Source organism: Microbacterium esteraromaticum (genome assembly GCF_014084045.1).
Classification (GTDB): domain Bacteria; phylum Actinomycetota; class Actinomycetes; order Actinomycetales; family Microbacteriaceae; genus Microbacterium; species Microbacterium esteraromaticum_D.
The window spans coordinates 379,804-392,648 of record NZ_CP043732.1; the positions used below are offsets into that span (position 1 = coordinate 379,804).

Here is a 12,845-nt window from a genome sequence, read left to right on the forward strand (position 1 = left end):
CGCCCATGCCGCCCTCAGCATGTGACGAGGCCCGCGGCGACGTTCGCCCTCAGGTCAGATCAGCCCCCGGCGCCGCGCCTCCGCGGCCGCCGCGCTGCGCCCGCCGACCCCGAGCTTCTCCAGCAGGTGCACGACGTGCGTCTTGACGGTGGCCTCCGCGATGAACAGCCGCTCGGCGATCTCGCGGTTGCCTGCTCCCTCATCGATGCAGCGGAGCACCTCGAGCTCACGCGCGGTGAGTGCGACGCGCGGAGCCCGCAGGGCGGTGATCAGCCGTTCGTCGTCGGGGCCGAACACGAGCGCGCCGGCCGCGGCATCCGTGATCGCCTTCGCGATGACCTCGGTGGCGACGTCTTTGAGGAGATATCCGGCGGCGCCCGCTTCGAGTGCGCGCACGATCTGCGCGTCGTGGTCGAAGGTGGTCAGGATGATCACTGCGGGCGGATGCGGTGCGGCCCGCAGGGCCGCGGTGGTCGCCACGCCGTCGATCCCCTCCCCCAGGCGCAGGTCGCAGAGCACGACGTCCGGTCGCAGGGCGGATGCCAGGGCGACGGCCTCCTCGCCGCTGCCCGCCTCTCCGATCACCTCGAAGCCGCGCCGCTCCACGACGCTGCGCAGTCCGGCGCGCACGATCGGGTGATCGTCGACGATGAGAAGCCGGATGCTCATGAGCGGACCTCGGCTCGGATCGTGGTGCCCTCGCCCGGAACGCTGTCGATGCGCAGCTCGCCGCCCAGCTCGCGCAGCCGGGAGCGCATGGCGACCAGGCCGTACGACTGCGTGCGCCCCTCGAGCGCGGTCGTGTCGAACCCGCGCCCGTCGTCGGAGATCTGCAGCGCGGTGCGGCCGCCTGCGGCCGACAGGGTGACGCGCACCGCCTCCGCACCGGAGTGCTGCCGCACGTTCGCCAGCGCCGACTGCGCGATCCTCAGCAGCGTCACCTCGACGGGGGTCGGCAGCGCGGGAGGCGCGTCGGCGGAGTCGAGCGCGACGCTGATCCCGGTGTCTTCTGCCAGCGCGTCGAGCAGGCGCTGCAAAGCCCCGGTGAGGGCGGTGCCCTGCAGCTCGGCCGGAGCGAGTGCCGCGACGATGCGGCGCAGCTCGGTGAGCGAGTGCTGTGCGAGCTGATCGATCTGCGGCATCCGTGCGGCGTCGCCGCCTCTGGCGAGCAGCGACACCGAGCTGAGCTCCTGCGCGATCGTGTCGTGCAGGTCGCGGGCGAGCCTGGTGCGCTCGCGGGCGGCACCCGCCTCGCGCTGGGTGCGTCCCAGCTCGTCCTGCAGTTCGGCCATCTCGCGCTGCGCACGCAGCAGCGAGGCGATCAGCTCGTCACGCTCGACGGCGTCGCGCAGCAGCGCGTCGTACCCGAGCGACACGGCGAGCGCGAAGCCGCCGCCGAGCAGCGGGCCGGCCAGGTGCGCGAATGTCATCTCGACGCTGTGCACGGCCGGTGCGGCTATCGCCGCCGCGAGTACGACGGCGGCGAACAGAGCGGAGCCCACCACAGGGAGGACGTGCCCGGCGAGCAGCAGGAGCGGGAACGACAGCCAGACGAACTCGGGCGAGAGTGCGAGCATCCCGAGCCAGACAGCGCCGAGAACGATGAGCCACCAGTGCGCCGCTCTGCCGCGCGCCATCGAGGCTCCCGCCCCGTACCAGGCGAGGAAGAGGCCAGCCGCGACCATGGCAGGAAGCAGGTCGGTGCCGTCGACCACCGCCCGCAGGGCCGTGACGACGGCCAGCGAGACGGTGATCAGATGCAGGGCGAAGCGTGCGGCACGCAGCATCCGTCGGCGATCGGGACTCACCCTCCGATTCTCGCCGCTGCGCGCCTGGAGCGCAGCCGCAGAACATCGATCCTTCGATGGATCCGCAGCGCTCATGCGGCGTCGAGGCTGGAAGACATGACAGAGACCGCCACGGCATCCGGCACCGAATCCGCCTCCCTCTCCCTCACTCTCGAGCGCGCCGGGCAGCGCTCCGCCCTGCGCATGCTGCTCGCCGCCGTCACCGGCTACACACTGATCGGACTGGCCGCGGGGCTGTTCTACCGCGAGTTCACAAAGCTGAACGGCTTCGAGGAGGGCATGCACGGTCAGCTGGGCCTGGCGCACACCCACATCCTCACCCTCGGGGTGATCGTGCTGCTCGTCGTGATGGCGCTGGAGAAGTCGTTCACGCTGTCTGTCGGTCGTCTGTTCCGCTGGTTCTTCTGGATCTACAACGCGGGCGTCGTGGTGACCGCCGTCGGTCTCGTCTGGCACGGGATGCTTCAGGTGATCGGCCATGAGTCGTCGAAGATGATCGCGGGGATCGCCGGCACGGGACACATGCTGCTCGGTGCGGGCTTCGTTCTTCTGCTCCTGATGCTGCGCAAGGCTGTCAGCCGCTGACCGCTCGCGCTGCCGGATGGCGGATCAGAGCTGAGACGGCTGCGGTGGCTGCGGCTCCCGAGGCCGAAGCCTGCCCCCGGTGGCGGCGAACCAGCATCCGATCAGCACGATCGGGAACCCGATCAGCAGCCCCGGCGTCAGCGGCTCGGCGAGCACGATGGTGCCGAGCACGATCGCGACGATCGGGTTGATGTAGGTGAACAGCGGCGCACGCACCGGCCCGACCTCGCGGATCAGGGCGAAGAAGGCGACGAATGCGAGCGCTGTGCAGACGACGCCGAGCAGCACCAGCGACACGGTCGAACGGATCGTCGGCACCTCGTGCTGGGTGAGAAGGCCGGCAGGCAGGTAGCCGATGCCGATGGCGAACAGCGCGAGCGTGATGGTGCCGAGCGAGGGCACGTCTCTGAGCTTGAGCGCGATGATGAACGGCGCGATCGCGTACATCACGGCGGTGAGCAGGATCTCGCCGATCGCGAAGGCGCTGCCTGGCCCGTGCGGGAAGAGCCCGGGCCCGGCGACGACGACAGCGACGCCGGCGAAGCCGAGCAGCAGGCCGCCGAGACGGATGGGGGCGAGAGCGGAGCGGTCACCGCGCAACAGCGCGATGAGCACGGCGAACAGTGGCACCGTCGAGACGAGCAGCCCGGTGAGTCCGGAGGGCAGCTGGGTCTCGGCGTGGCTCAGAAGCAGGAAGGGGCCTGCCATCTCGATGAGCCCGAACGCGAGCACCCACGGCCAGTGCTTCCAGGCCGCGGCGAGTGCCCCGCTGCGCAGGGCGAACGGCAACAGGATCAGACCGCCGAGCAGGGTGCGTCCGGCGACGACCGCGGGCGGCGAGAACGAGTGCACCGCCTCTTTGATGAACAGGTAGGTGATGCCCCACACGAACGCCATCACGGCGAACAGGATCCATCCCTTGCGGGTGGATCCGGGGTGGTGCGCGTTCACAGGCGGCGACGGCCCTCGAAGGCGCGCCCCAGCGTCACCTCGTCGGCGTACTCGAGGTCGCCGCCGACGGGCAGGCCCGACGCCAGGCGCGACACGGTGATGGCCATGCTGGTCAGCAGTCTGCTCAGATAGCTGGCTGTCGCCTCTCCCTCGAGATTCGGGTTGGTGGCGAGGATGACCTCCTGCACCGTGCCGTCGGCGAGTCGGGTCATCAGCTGCGTGATGCGCAGGTCGTCCGGCCCGACGCCGGCGATCGGGCTGATCGCGCCGCCGAGCACGTGGTAGAGCCCGCGGAACTCGCGGGTGCGCTCGATCGCGGCGACATCCTTGGCGTCTTCCACGACGCAGATCAGCTCGGGGTTGCGACGCGGGTCGCGGCAGATGGCGCAGCGGTCCTGCTCGGACACGTTGCCGCACACCTCGCAGAAGCGGACGCGCGCGCGTACCTCGGTCAGCAGTTCCGAGAGCCGTGCGACGTCGAACGACGGCGTCTGCAGGATGTGGAACGCGATGCGCTGCGCGGACTTGGGGCCGATGCCTGGCAGCCGGCCGAACTCGTCGATCAGCTCCTGGACGATTCCGTCGTACATCAGTTGAACCTCGAGGGGGGCTGGTAGGGCTCTTCGCGGATGAACTTCGCGCCGAGCACCTGACGGATGACCGCTTCACCGCGACGCTCCACGCCGTCGGAGGCCATGGGGCGACTGGGTGGTGCAGGAGGCACCTCGCGGAGAGAGGGTCGCGCCGGTGCCTGCTGCGTCGCCGCGGGGGCAGGTGCGGGCACCCGCGAGGGTGCGGGCGTCGGTGCGGACGTCGCCGCGCTCGGGGCGGATCGAGGCTCGTCGTATTCGGGGTCGTACGGCGGCTCGTCGTCGTAGGGCGGATAGTCGTCGGGCGCCGGGGGCGCATCGATGTCGCCGTCATGCGGCGGGAGCGGAGCCGAGCCCGCGGCTTCGACGTCGGCCGGCTCTTCGTCGACGGGGAACTGCGGCTGCGGTGCAGCGATCACCGCGCCGGTCTCGACCGGAGCGGTCGCGACCGCGGTCGACGGTGCGGACGACGGAATGGGCGCCACGGCCCAGTCGGTGACAGCGGCCGACGCCGACCGCGTGGCGTTCGACGACGTTCCGGATGCCGGGGCGCCGGCGTTCGGACGCGGCTGCGCCGCGGCGGCGCCACCGAGGTCCTGCGGTCCGCTCATCGGGTTCGCCCAGCCTGCTGCCGGGGCGTCGTCGCCCTTCGCGGGTCGCGTCGGCGCTGCACCTGGTCCCGACCCCGTCGGAGCGGGCCCGCTGGGCGCGGCGGCGCCGCCTCCCCCGCCTGGCGGCAGCGGAGCGGGCCGGTACTTCACGGTCACCCCGAGTTCCTGCTCGATCGCCGTGCGCAGGTGATCGGAGGTGCCCTTGCCGGGGGTGGTGCCCTTGAACTTCGGCACATCGCTCGGGCTGGAGAACCCGAGAGTGAGAACCTCGCTTGCGGCGTCGAAGGCGAGAGGCTGGATGCCCGTGACGATCAGCCACGACGCACGACTGATCGTCTCCAAGCGCGTGAGCACCGCGGGCCACGCTGCGGCGATCCGCTCGAAGGTGACGGGCGCGGACGTACCGACGGGATCGGCAGCCGGGGCGGGCGCGGCGGGCGAGTCTGCGGACCGTTCGGCGGATCGCGCGTTCTGCGCGACGGGATCGGGGATCGCGGCACCGGACTGCGTGGCCGAAGGCACTGCGCCCTGCCCGCTCGACGTCTGGGGCGTCGATGAGGTGAGGTTCTCGACGATGACGGGCGAGACCGGCACGGTCTGCGCGGGAGCCGCGGACTCGGACGCGGCGGCCGACGCCGGCGCCGGGGCGGGTCGCTGACCAGGCGCGGCCTGACCAGGCGCGGCCTGGGCGGGCGCGGCCTGACCAGGAGCGGTCTGGGCGGGCGCGTTCTGGGTCGCGGCACCAATGGCATCCCGCGATGCCCCGGCGAGCACCCGCGCGACCATCAGCTCCAGATGCAGCCGCGGCGAGGTCGCGCCGCTCATGTCGTCGAGCGCCTGGCTGACCAGGTCGGCGGTGCGCGAGAGGCGGACAGACCCGAAGGCGGCGGCCTGCGCCTGCATGCGCTCCATCTCGTCGGCGGGGATGCCGCGCAGAACCGCCGACGCGCCATCGCCGACCGCGTCGATGACGATCAGATCACGCAGCCGCTCGAGGAGGTCGTCGACGAAGCGGCGAGGGTCCTGGCCGGTCTGCACCACGCGGTCGACCGCGGGGAAAGCCGTCGCCGCATCGCCCGCGGCGAGCGCGTCGACGATCTCGTCGAGCAGCGCCGCGTGCGTGTAGCCGAGCAGCGCGACCGCGCGCTCATAGGTCACATTGCCCTGATCGGAGCCGGCGATGAGCTGGTCGAGCAGCGAGAGGGTGTCGCGCGGCGACCCTCCGCCTGCGCGCACCACGAGCGTCAGCACACCCGGCTCGACCTGCACTCCCTCTTCGGCGCAGAGCTTCTCGACGTACTCGAGCATCGCAGCCGGCGGAACGAGCCGGAACGGGTAGTGGTGAGTGCGCGAGCGGATGGTGCCGAGCACCTTCTCGGGCTCAGTGGTCGCGAAGATGAACTTCACGTGCGCGGGCGGCTCTTCGACGAGCTTCAGCAGGGCGTTGAAGCCCTGCGGGGTGACCATGTGCGCCTCGTCGAGGATGAAGATCTTGAACCGGTCGCGGCTGGGTGCGAACGTCGCGCGCTCGCGCAGGTCACGGGCATCGTCGACACCGTTGTGGCTGGCCGCGTCGATCTCGACCACGTCGAGCGATCCGCCGCCCGCGCGCGACAGCTCGACGCAGCTGGGGCAGACACCGCAGGGCGTGTCGGTCGGGCCCTCTGCACAGTTCAGGCACCGCGCCAGGATGCGGGCGGAGGTGGTCTTTCCGCAGCCGCGGGGACCCGAGAACAGATAGGCGTGGCCGACGCGGTCGCCGCGCAGCGCGGTCATGAGCGGATCGGTCACCTGGGACTGCCCGATCATCTCGCCGAAGGTCTCGGGCCGGTAGCGGCGGTACAGGGCTGTCGTCACCAGTCCAGCCTACGGCGTGCCGCCGACACTTCGACCGGCTCTGCTGTCGGTCTCCGCCGACACCCCCACTTATCGCCGACACCCCCAGGTAGAGACGTTCATACCTGGGGGTGTCGGCAGCAAGCAGGGGTGTCGACGCAGGAGAAGGGTCAGTCCTCGAACGCCTCGATGACGGGGATCGTCGTGGTGGTCACGGGCACCGAGGCCGACAGGCGCGTGCCGTCGTCGCGACGGGCATCCGCGATCCCGCGCAGGGTGGGACGGCCAGGACGCACAGGCCCCTGACCGGCGAGCAGCACGAGCGCCGGCTCCCCCGTCGACGCACGGTGCGCGGCACCGCGCACCGTGAAGTCGACGGCGTCGCCCTCGCGGACCTCCAGACGCAGCTGGTTGCGCGTGATCGTCACCTGAAGCTGCGAACCGCGCCACTGCAGCGGGTACGACAGCTCGGGCCAGTCGGCGGGCAGACGCGGATCGAAGCTCAGCTCGCCGTCGTGGTCGCGCATGCCGCCGAAACCGCTGACCAGCGCAGTCCAGATGCCACCGGTGGATGCCACGTGCACGCCGTCAGCGGCGTTGTGGTGCAGATCCCCCAGGTCGACGAACAGCGCCTGCTCGAAGTACTTCCTGGCGAGATCCTGGTACCCCACCTCCGCCGCCATGATCGACTGCACCACCGCGGAGAGCGTCGAGTCTCCCGTGGTCAGCGGGTCGTAGTAGTCGAAGTCGGCCAGCTTCTCCTCTTGGGTGAAGTGATTGCCCTGCAGGAACAGGGCCAGCACGACATCCGCCTGCTTCAGCACCTGGAACCGGTAGATCACCAGCGGGTGGTAGTGCAGCAGCAGCGGGCGCATCTCGGGCGGCGTGCCCTCGAGATCCCACACCTCGCGTTCGAGGAAGAACGCGTCCTGCGGATGGATGCCCAGCGCCTCGCTGTACGGGATGTGGATCGCCTCGGCCGCTCGGGCCCAGGCATCCCGCTCGCCCTCATCCAGACCCGTGCGGTCGACGAGAGCGGCGTACGCGGCCGGATCGCTCTCGGCCATCTCTCCGACGATGCGCGCCGCGAAGCGCAGGTTGTACCGCGCCATGACGTTGGTGAAGAGGTTGTCGTTGACGACGGTGGTGTACTCGTCGGGCCCGGTCACGCCGTGGATGTGGAACGTCGAGTCGCCGTTGGATCCCCGCCAGAACCCGAGCGTCGCCCACAGCCGTGCGGTCTCGACCGCGATGTCGGCGCCCTCCCGGCGCAGGAAGTCCTCATCGCCCGTCGCCCGCACGTACTTGCCGAGGGCGAAGCTGACGTCGGCGTTGATGTGGTACTGGGCGGTGCCTGCGGCGTAGTAGGCCGAGGCCTCCTCGCCGTTGATCGTGCGCCACGGGAACAGCGCTCCGGCCTCGTTCAGCTGAGCCGCACGCCGGCGCGCGGCAGGCAGCATCATCACGCGGGCGCGCAGCGCGTTCTTGGCCCACTGCGGCGAGGTGTACGTGAGGAACGGCAGCACGTAGATCTCGGTGTCCCAGAAGTAGTGACCGCTGTATCCCGATCCGGTCAGGCCCTTCGCAGCGACGCCGTGGCCGTCTGCCCGCGATGCCGCCTGCGCGAGCTGGAACAGGCACCAGCGGGTCGCCTGCTGCAGGTCGTCGTGGCCGGCGATGCGCACATCTGAGCGCTCCCAGAACGCGGCGAGCCACTCGCGCTGCGCGGCGAAGAGGGCATCCACCCCCTCCACCCCCACTCGGTCGAGCGAGCGGCGGCAGCGGTCGACCAGCTCGCGCGGGGGCACGCCGCGCGAGGTGTGGTAGCTGACGACCTTGCCGACGCGGATGGGCACGCCCGCCTTCGCCTGCACGCGGAACACGTTCTTCGCGATGTCGGGCTCGACGAGAGTGCGGGCGCTGTAGTCGTTCTCGGTCTCGATCATGTGATCGGCGACGACCGCGACGGTCATCCCCGAGTCCGAGACGCGGTACGACAGCGCCGAACGCAGTCCGTCCTGCCAGTACTCCACCGGCTGCAGCACGCGCTCGGTGATCTTCTCGGCCTTGCGCGGGTCGAAGCCCGCCTTGCCTGCGGCCTTGGCGGCCATCGGGTCGCCGGCGTAGATGCCCGCGCCGTCCTGACGGTTCAGCATCTGGCAGCTGATCGTGACCGGGGCGTCGGCGTTCTCGACAGTCAGCTCGAGGCGCAGCACCGCGAGGTGGCGCTCCTCGAAGCTCACGATGCGCTCATCGCGCATGCGCACGCGCTTGCCGGACGGGGTCACCCACACGACGTTGCGTTCGAGCACGCCTGTGCGCATGTCGAGAGAGCGCGAGTACTCGTGCACCTCCATCTCGTCGAACGAGAGCGGCTCGTCGTCGATGTACACCCGCATCACCTTGGCGTCAGGTGCGTTGACGATCGTCTGACCGACCTCGGCGAAGCCGTACGCCTGCTCGGCATGGCGGATCGGCCAGGTCTCGTGCAGTCCGTTGATGAACGTTCCGTGCTCGTGGGCGCCGCGGCCCTCGATGTGGTTGCCGCGCAGGCCGAGATAGCCGTTGCCGACGGTGAAGAGGGTCTCGGAGACCCCCTCCTCGTCGTACCTGGTCTCGATCAGGCGCCAGGGGTCGACGGGGTAGCGGTCGCGATCGATCATGCTGTCTCCGAAAGCGGTTGAGGGGTCAGCTCTGCACGTCGCCGAGCAGACGGGCAAGGTCATCGACGATACCGGTCGCGCCGGCCTCGCGCAGAGCATCAGGTCCGGCACCGCGGTCGACGCCGATCACGGAGCGGTATCCGGCGGCGGCCGCCGAGGCGACCCCCGACACGGCGTCTTCGACGGCAACGGCCTCTGCCGGGTCCACGCCCAGCATCCGCGCACCCTCCAGGAACATGTCGGGAGCAGGCTTCGAGGCGAGGTGGTCGCGTTCGGCGACGAGTCCGTCGACGACGGCGCGGAAGAAGTCCCGGATGCCCGCGCTGCCGAGCACCTCCTCGGCGTTCTTCGAGCTCGAGACGACTCCCATCGGCACCCTGGCGTCGCGCAGGCTCTCGAGCAGGGCCAGCGAACCGGGGTACGCCGCGATCCCCTCGCTGCGCAGCACCGAGATGAAGGCGTCGTTCTTGCGGTTGCCGACGCCGCAGACCGTCTCGGCCTCGGGCGGGTCGGTGACCTCTCCCCAGGGGATCTCGACGTTGCGGCTGCGCAGCAGGCTCGCCACGCCGTCGTAGCGCTTCTTGCCGTCGACGTAGGCGAAGTAGTCGGCGTCGGTGTACGCGGGCTGGATGCCCCAGCGGGCGAACACCTCGTCGAACACCTTCTGCCAGGCGCGCATGTGCACCTCGGCGGTGGGGGTCAGCACCCCGTCGAGGTCGAAGAGCACGCCGGGTGCGCGATGCAGGTCGGGGAGTGCGTCTGACATGGAACCTCCTTGATCGGACGTGCGCATCAAGCCTAGTGAAGACGGCGCCCTCTCAGAGGGGGTTGACCGCTCTGTCAGATCAGCCCGAGAACGCGCCGTGCGGCGATCAGAGGCGAGTCGGCGCCGGGCGCCGAGTGCTGCGGGATGCCAGGGAACGCCGTGGTCGACGCGGAGCGGATTCCGCCTTCGTCCCCGACCTGCGCGACGGCGATCGGCCGGCTCTCGTCGAGTGAGGGCCCGTGCCGGGTGAACTGGTCGAGGACCACCCGCATCACGGCATCCGGTCCGTCGACCGCGACCGCCTCGCCGGCGGTCGCCGAGAGCACTGTCGGCGCCGGTTCGCCCGGCTCGGCGAAGAAGTGCACGGTGTGGCTTGCCTCGGCATCCGCCGACCCGATGCGATCCACGCGCCCATCGGCGAGGATGCGTCGACGATCGACGTCGACGAGGGCGTACTCGAGGGCCGACGCGGAGGCGTCGAGCACGAGGACGATGCGTGCGCTCACGGTCTCAGGGTACCGGCGCGGTGTCTGCAGGGCACGGCCCTGAGAGGGCGTCGACGACCGCAGCGGCGTCGTCGGCGAAGCGGGCGTAGTGCTCGCGGTCGGAGTTGATCTGCACCCGGTTGATGGCGTGCGAGGGCTCGAGGCTCGGCCAGTCGGCCACGCGTCGCAGCCGCGTGTAGAACATCGACGACGCGGTGGCGGGGTCCATCCGCTCGGCGACGCTGCCCCACCAGTCCTGCTGCTGGAACAGTCCGATGCTCGTCGTGCGGCTGCCGTCGGGGTTCGTGACGCCCGAGGTCTCCCAGTCGCCGTGGTCGATGTTTCGCAGCGAGCTCTCGCCCATCGCCGCCATCACTCCGACGATCTGCCCATCGCGGGCGAATCCGAGCTCGCGGGCGGTGCGCACGATCGTCGCGGCGTTCTCGAGCTGCTCGCCGCGCCATCCCTCCACTCCGAAGGCGGGGTAGTCCTCGGGCTGATCGAGACAGTAGCCCTCGGGCCGCGGCGTGGTGACGAGGGTGATGACGGCGAGCAGTCCGGATGCCAGCACGGCGACACCGAGGGTCATCGCGGCGACCCTGAGTCCGCTTCGACGGGCGCGACGGCGCGTTCTTCGCGCGGGGTACCTGCGGCGAGCGCTCACGGTCGCACGGACTGGCGGCCGCCGCGCGGCGGGCGCCGAGCCGCCAGCGCGGCGATGCCTCCGCCGATCGCGCCGAACAGGTGCGCCTGCCACGAGACACCGGCGGCGGCGCCGAAGATGCCGGTGAGCACGGTCGTGCCGTACAGCACGATGACGATGAGGGCGATCGCCGCGTACGCGATGCGGTGAGACACCCTGCCCGGCGCGAAGACGCGCAGCACCGTGTAGCCGAAGTACCCGAACACGAGAACCGATGCGCCGACGGTGAGCGTGCCCGGGGCGTTCAGGAACCAGGTGCCCGCTCCCCCGACGACGGCGATGATGCCGGTGACCGCCCAGAAGCGCCTCGCCCCCTCGACGGCGACCAGGCAGCCGAGCACCAGCAGCGGCAGGGAGTTGCTGATCAGGTGAGCCCAGCTCGCGTGCAGCAGGGGTCCGAGCACGAGCCCCGGGAGGCTGGCGAGATCCCACGAGCGAAGCCCCCAGCCCGTGAACGATCCGGGCAGCAGCGCATCGAGCACCTGGATGGCCCACATCAGGGCGAGCAGCATCACCGGCGCGAGAAAGCGGCTGGCAGACGAGGTGCGAGTGGCGGGAGCGGTCACACGTCGATCCTCGCAGGGCATCCGGTGAGAGAGCCGAGGATCCGGACACGTCCTGCAGGCTGCCTCCCGCAGAGCGGCGGCCGGCGGGCAAAAGAAAAGACCCTCCGCGCACCCGACAGAGCCCGGTTACCCTTGCTACGTTTCCGTCCTGGGGGAATTGGCCTGGATGCCGTCACGCGGAGAGCCGTCGATCAGTCTACCCGACCCACGGAGAGCGGGACGACCGGGCCCGCGGGTCAGCGCGACGGCTCATCGATGTCGGCGACCACGTGATATCGGGCATCACCCGAAATCCGGGTGTTCCGTGGTGTCGCCCATCTCGCGAGCCAACTCGAAGTACCGTTCACTCTCGACATAGTCCGCATCCCGATAGAACAGCGCACCGAGGTTGTATGCCGCGTGCGCATCTCCGCTCTGGACCCCCTCGGCGTACGCATCCACCGCGGCGTCTGTGTCACCCAGAATGTCATCCAGCAGGTTTCCCAGTCTTAGCGCCGCTCCGTATACGCCTGCCCTCATCAGTGCTTCAAGCACAACTCGAGCCTCAGCGTACTTTCCACCCTCCGTGAGGACGGCCGCATACTCCATGCCGAACTCCTCGTACACCCAGCGCGAAGGAACCCCTCGACGCGCTCATCGCCAACTCCCGTTCGGCGGAGCGACTGCCCCAGCAGACCCTCAACCCGCGCCGGATCGCGGTCGGACTCAACGAGGGCCCGCGACAGGACGACCACGGCTTTCGCATGCATTCCCATCCAGTTCAGCCCATCGCCGAGTGGCAGCAATGCGTCTGAGCACCCGAGGTCAACTGCCGTCTGCATCACATCGATGGCCCACAGTTCTTGCCCTTCCTCGTCCCACAGCAGAGTTCCAAGCTCATACGCTGCGTGACCCACGGTCTCGGCACGCTGGATACTCGAGATTGCGGTCAGGCCAGCCTCTTGCTCAGCGAACATCCCCGTCACGCGCGAGATCGCCTCGGAACTGTGGTCACGCACACCTGTCACAAGCCTCAGCACGCCCTGGTCCACTTGATCACCTCGATTCTGGGGCACATCACCCTGGCGCGATGATAAGTCTGCCTGTACGCAACGCCCGCCCGCCCAGGATTGCCGCGAAATCGCTCCGAGGGGCCGTGTGCTGGGGTTCGGCCTCATGTTCGGCTTCTGTCTACCGCCGTATCCTCGGGCATCCTGATGCTTGTTCGGGGCGACCCCCTTCTTGTTCTCACCATGACCCTTGCGGTCCGCGTTTCGAGCGCGTTCCTTCTTCCTGTGTGCC

General features: G+C 69.9%; 12 protein-coding genes and 1 other RNA gene. 1 reads left to right on the forward strand and 12 read right to left on the reverse strand.

Annotated elements, in window-relative coordinates:
- Positions 1-54: 54 nt before the first annotated feature.
- Together FVO59_RS01845 and FVO59_RS01850 are read right to left on the reverse strand one after the other, a co-directional pair.
- Positions 55-669 (reverse strand): response regulator, encoded by a 615-nt coding sequence (locus tag FVO59_RS01845; RefSeq protein ID WP_182254075.1) that lies wholly within the window; start codon positions 667-669, stop codon positions 55-57.
- Positions 666-1,808 carry a sensor histidine kinase gene (locus FVO59_RS01850; protein ID WP_182254077.1) on the reverse strand — a complete coding sequence of 381 codons (1,143 nt, stop codon included), beginning with the start codon at positions 1,806-1,808 and terminating at the stop codon, positions 666-668. Before FVO59_RS01850 ends, FVO59_RS01845 begins: the two co-directional genes overlap by 4 nt.
- Positions 1,809-1,904: 96 nt before the next feature.
- Between FVO59_RS01850 and FVO59_RS01855 the strand changes: the two genes are divergently transcribed.
- Positions 1,905-2,393: a DUF2871 domain-containing protein gene (locus tag FVO59_RS01855; protein ID WP_346265682.1), complete on the forward strand. Its 489-nt coding sequence runs from the start codon at positions 1,905-1,907 to the stop codon at positions 2,391-2,393.
- Positions 2,394-2,417: 24 nt separating this feature from the next.
- Here the strand turns inward: FVO59_RS01855 and FVO59_RS01860 are convergent, their stop codons facing one another.
- From FVO59_RS01860 to FVO59_RS01905, 10 genes are all read right to left on the reverse strand, one after another.
- Positions 2,418-3,344, reverse strand: coding sequence for a DMT family transporter (locus FVO59_RS01860; RefSeq protein ID WP_259363365.1), 927 nt, complete (start codon positions 3,342-3,344; stop codon positions 2,418-2,420).
- The gene (gene recR, locus FVO59_RS01865; RefSeq protein ID WP_182254080.1) at positions 3,341-3,934 is read right to left on the reverse strand and encodes a recombination mediator RecR; all 594 of its coding nucleotides are present in this window, start codon (positions 3,932-3,934) and stop codon (positions 3,341-3,343) included. The genes FVO59_RS01860 and recR overlap by 4 nt, the downstream gene beginning before the upstream one ends.
- Positions 3,934-6,402 (reverse strand): DNA polymerase III subunit gamma and tau, encoded by a 2,469-nt coding sequence (locus FVO59_RS01870; protein ID WP_182254082.1) that lies wholly within the window; start codon positions 6,400-6,402, stop codon positions 3,934-3,936. Before FVO59_RS01870 ends, recR begins: the two co-directional genes overlap by 1 nt.
- A gap of 149 nt (positions 6,403-6,551) precedes the next feature.
- Positions 6,552-9,044: a glycoside hydrolase family 65 protein gene (locus FVO59_RS01875; RefSeq protein ID WP_182254084.1), complete on the reverse strand. Its 2,493-nt coding sequence runs from the start codon at positions 9,042-9,044 to the stop codon at positions 6,552-6,554.
- Between the two features lie 25 nt (positions 9,045-9,069).
- The gene (locus FVO59_RS01880) at positions 9,070-9,810 is read right to left on the reverse strand and encodes an HAD family hydrolase (protein ID WP_182254086.1); all 741 of its coding nucleotides are present in this window, start codon (positions 9,808-9,810) and stop codon (positions 9,070-9,072) included.
- A 74-nt stretch (positions 9,811-9,884) separates the two neighbouring features.
- On the reverse strand, positions 9,885-10,316 hold the full coding sequence (locus tag FVO59_RS01885; RefSeq protein ID WP_182254088.1) for a hypothetical protein: 432 nt from the start codon (positions 10,314-10,316) through the stop codon (positions 9,885-9,887).
- Between the two features lie 4 nt (positions 10,317-10,320).
- The gene (locus FVO59_RS01890; protein WP_259363367.1) at positions 10,321-10,884 is read right to left on the reverse strand and encodes a transglycosylase SLT domain-containing protein; all 564 of its coding nucleotides are present in this window, start codon (positions 10,882-10,884) and stop codon (positions 10,321-10,323) included.
- 71 nt (positions 10,885-10,955) lie between these two features.
- Complete coding sequence (locus FVO59_RS01895) at positions 10,956-11,564, reverse strand: rhomboid family intramembrane serine protease (RefSeq protein WP_259363368.1); 609 nt, start codon at positions 11,562-11,564, stop codon at positions 10,956-10,958.
- A gap of 92 nt (positions 11,565-11,656) precedes the next feature.
- An RNA gene (gene ffs / locus FVO59_RS01900) (signal recognition particle sRNA small type) lies at positions 11,657-11,753 on the reverse strand.
- Between the two features lie 93 nt (positions 11,754-11,846).
- Entirely contained in the window at positions 11,847-12,152 is a 306-nt protein-coding gene (locus tag FVO59_RS01905) for an SEL1-like repeat protein (RefSeq protein ID WP_182254094.1), read from the reverse strand.
- Positions 12,153-12,845: the final 693 nt, after the last annotated feature.

What these genes read in the sequence shown, in the direction of transcription:
- FVO59_RS01905 (WP_182254094.1), bottom strand. Translation starts at nt 12,152, where the DNA reads ATGGAGTATGCGGCCGTCCTCACGGAGGGTGGAAAGTACGCTGAGGCT.
- FVO59_RS01880 (WP_182254086.1), bottom strand. Translation starts at nt 9,810, where the DNA reads ATGTCAGACGCACTCCCCGACCTGCATCGCGCACCCGGCGTGCTCTTC.
- FVO59_RS01845 (WP_182254075.1), bottom strand. Translation starts at nt 669, where the DNA reads ATGAGCATCCGGCTTCTCATCGTCGACGATCACCCGATCGTGCGCGCC.
- FVO59_RS01890 (WP_259363367.1), bottom strand. Translation starts at nt 10,884, where the DNA reads ATGACCCTCGGTGTCGCCGTGCTGGCATCCGGACTGCTCGCCGTCATC.
- FVO59_RS01875 (WP_182254084.1), bottom strand. Translation starts at nt 9,044, where the DNA reads ATGATCGATCGCGACCGCTACCCCGTCGACCCCTGGCGCCTGATCGAG.
- FVO59_RS01855 (WP_346265682.1), top strand. Translation starts at nt 1,905, where the DNA reads ATGACAGAGACCGCCACGGCATCCGGCACCGAATCCGCCTCCCTCTCC.
- recR (WP_182254080.1), bottom strand. Translation starts at nt 3,934, where the DNA reads ATGTACGACGGAATCGTCCAGGAGCTGATCGACGAGTTCGGCCGGCTG.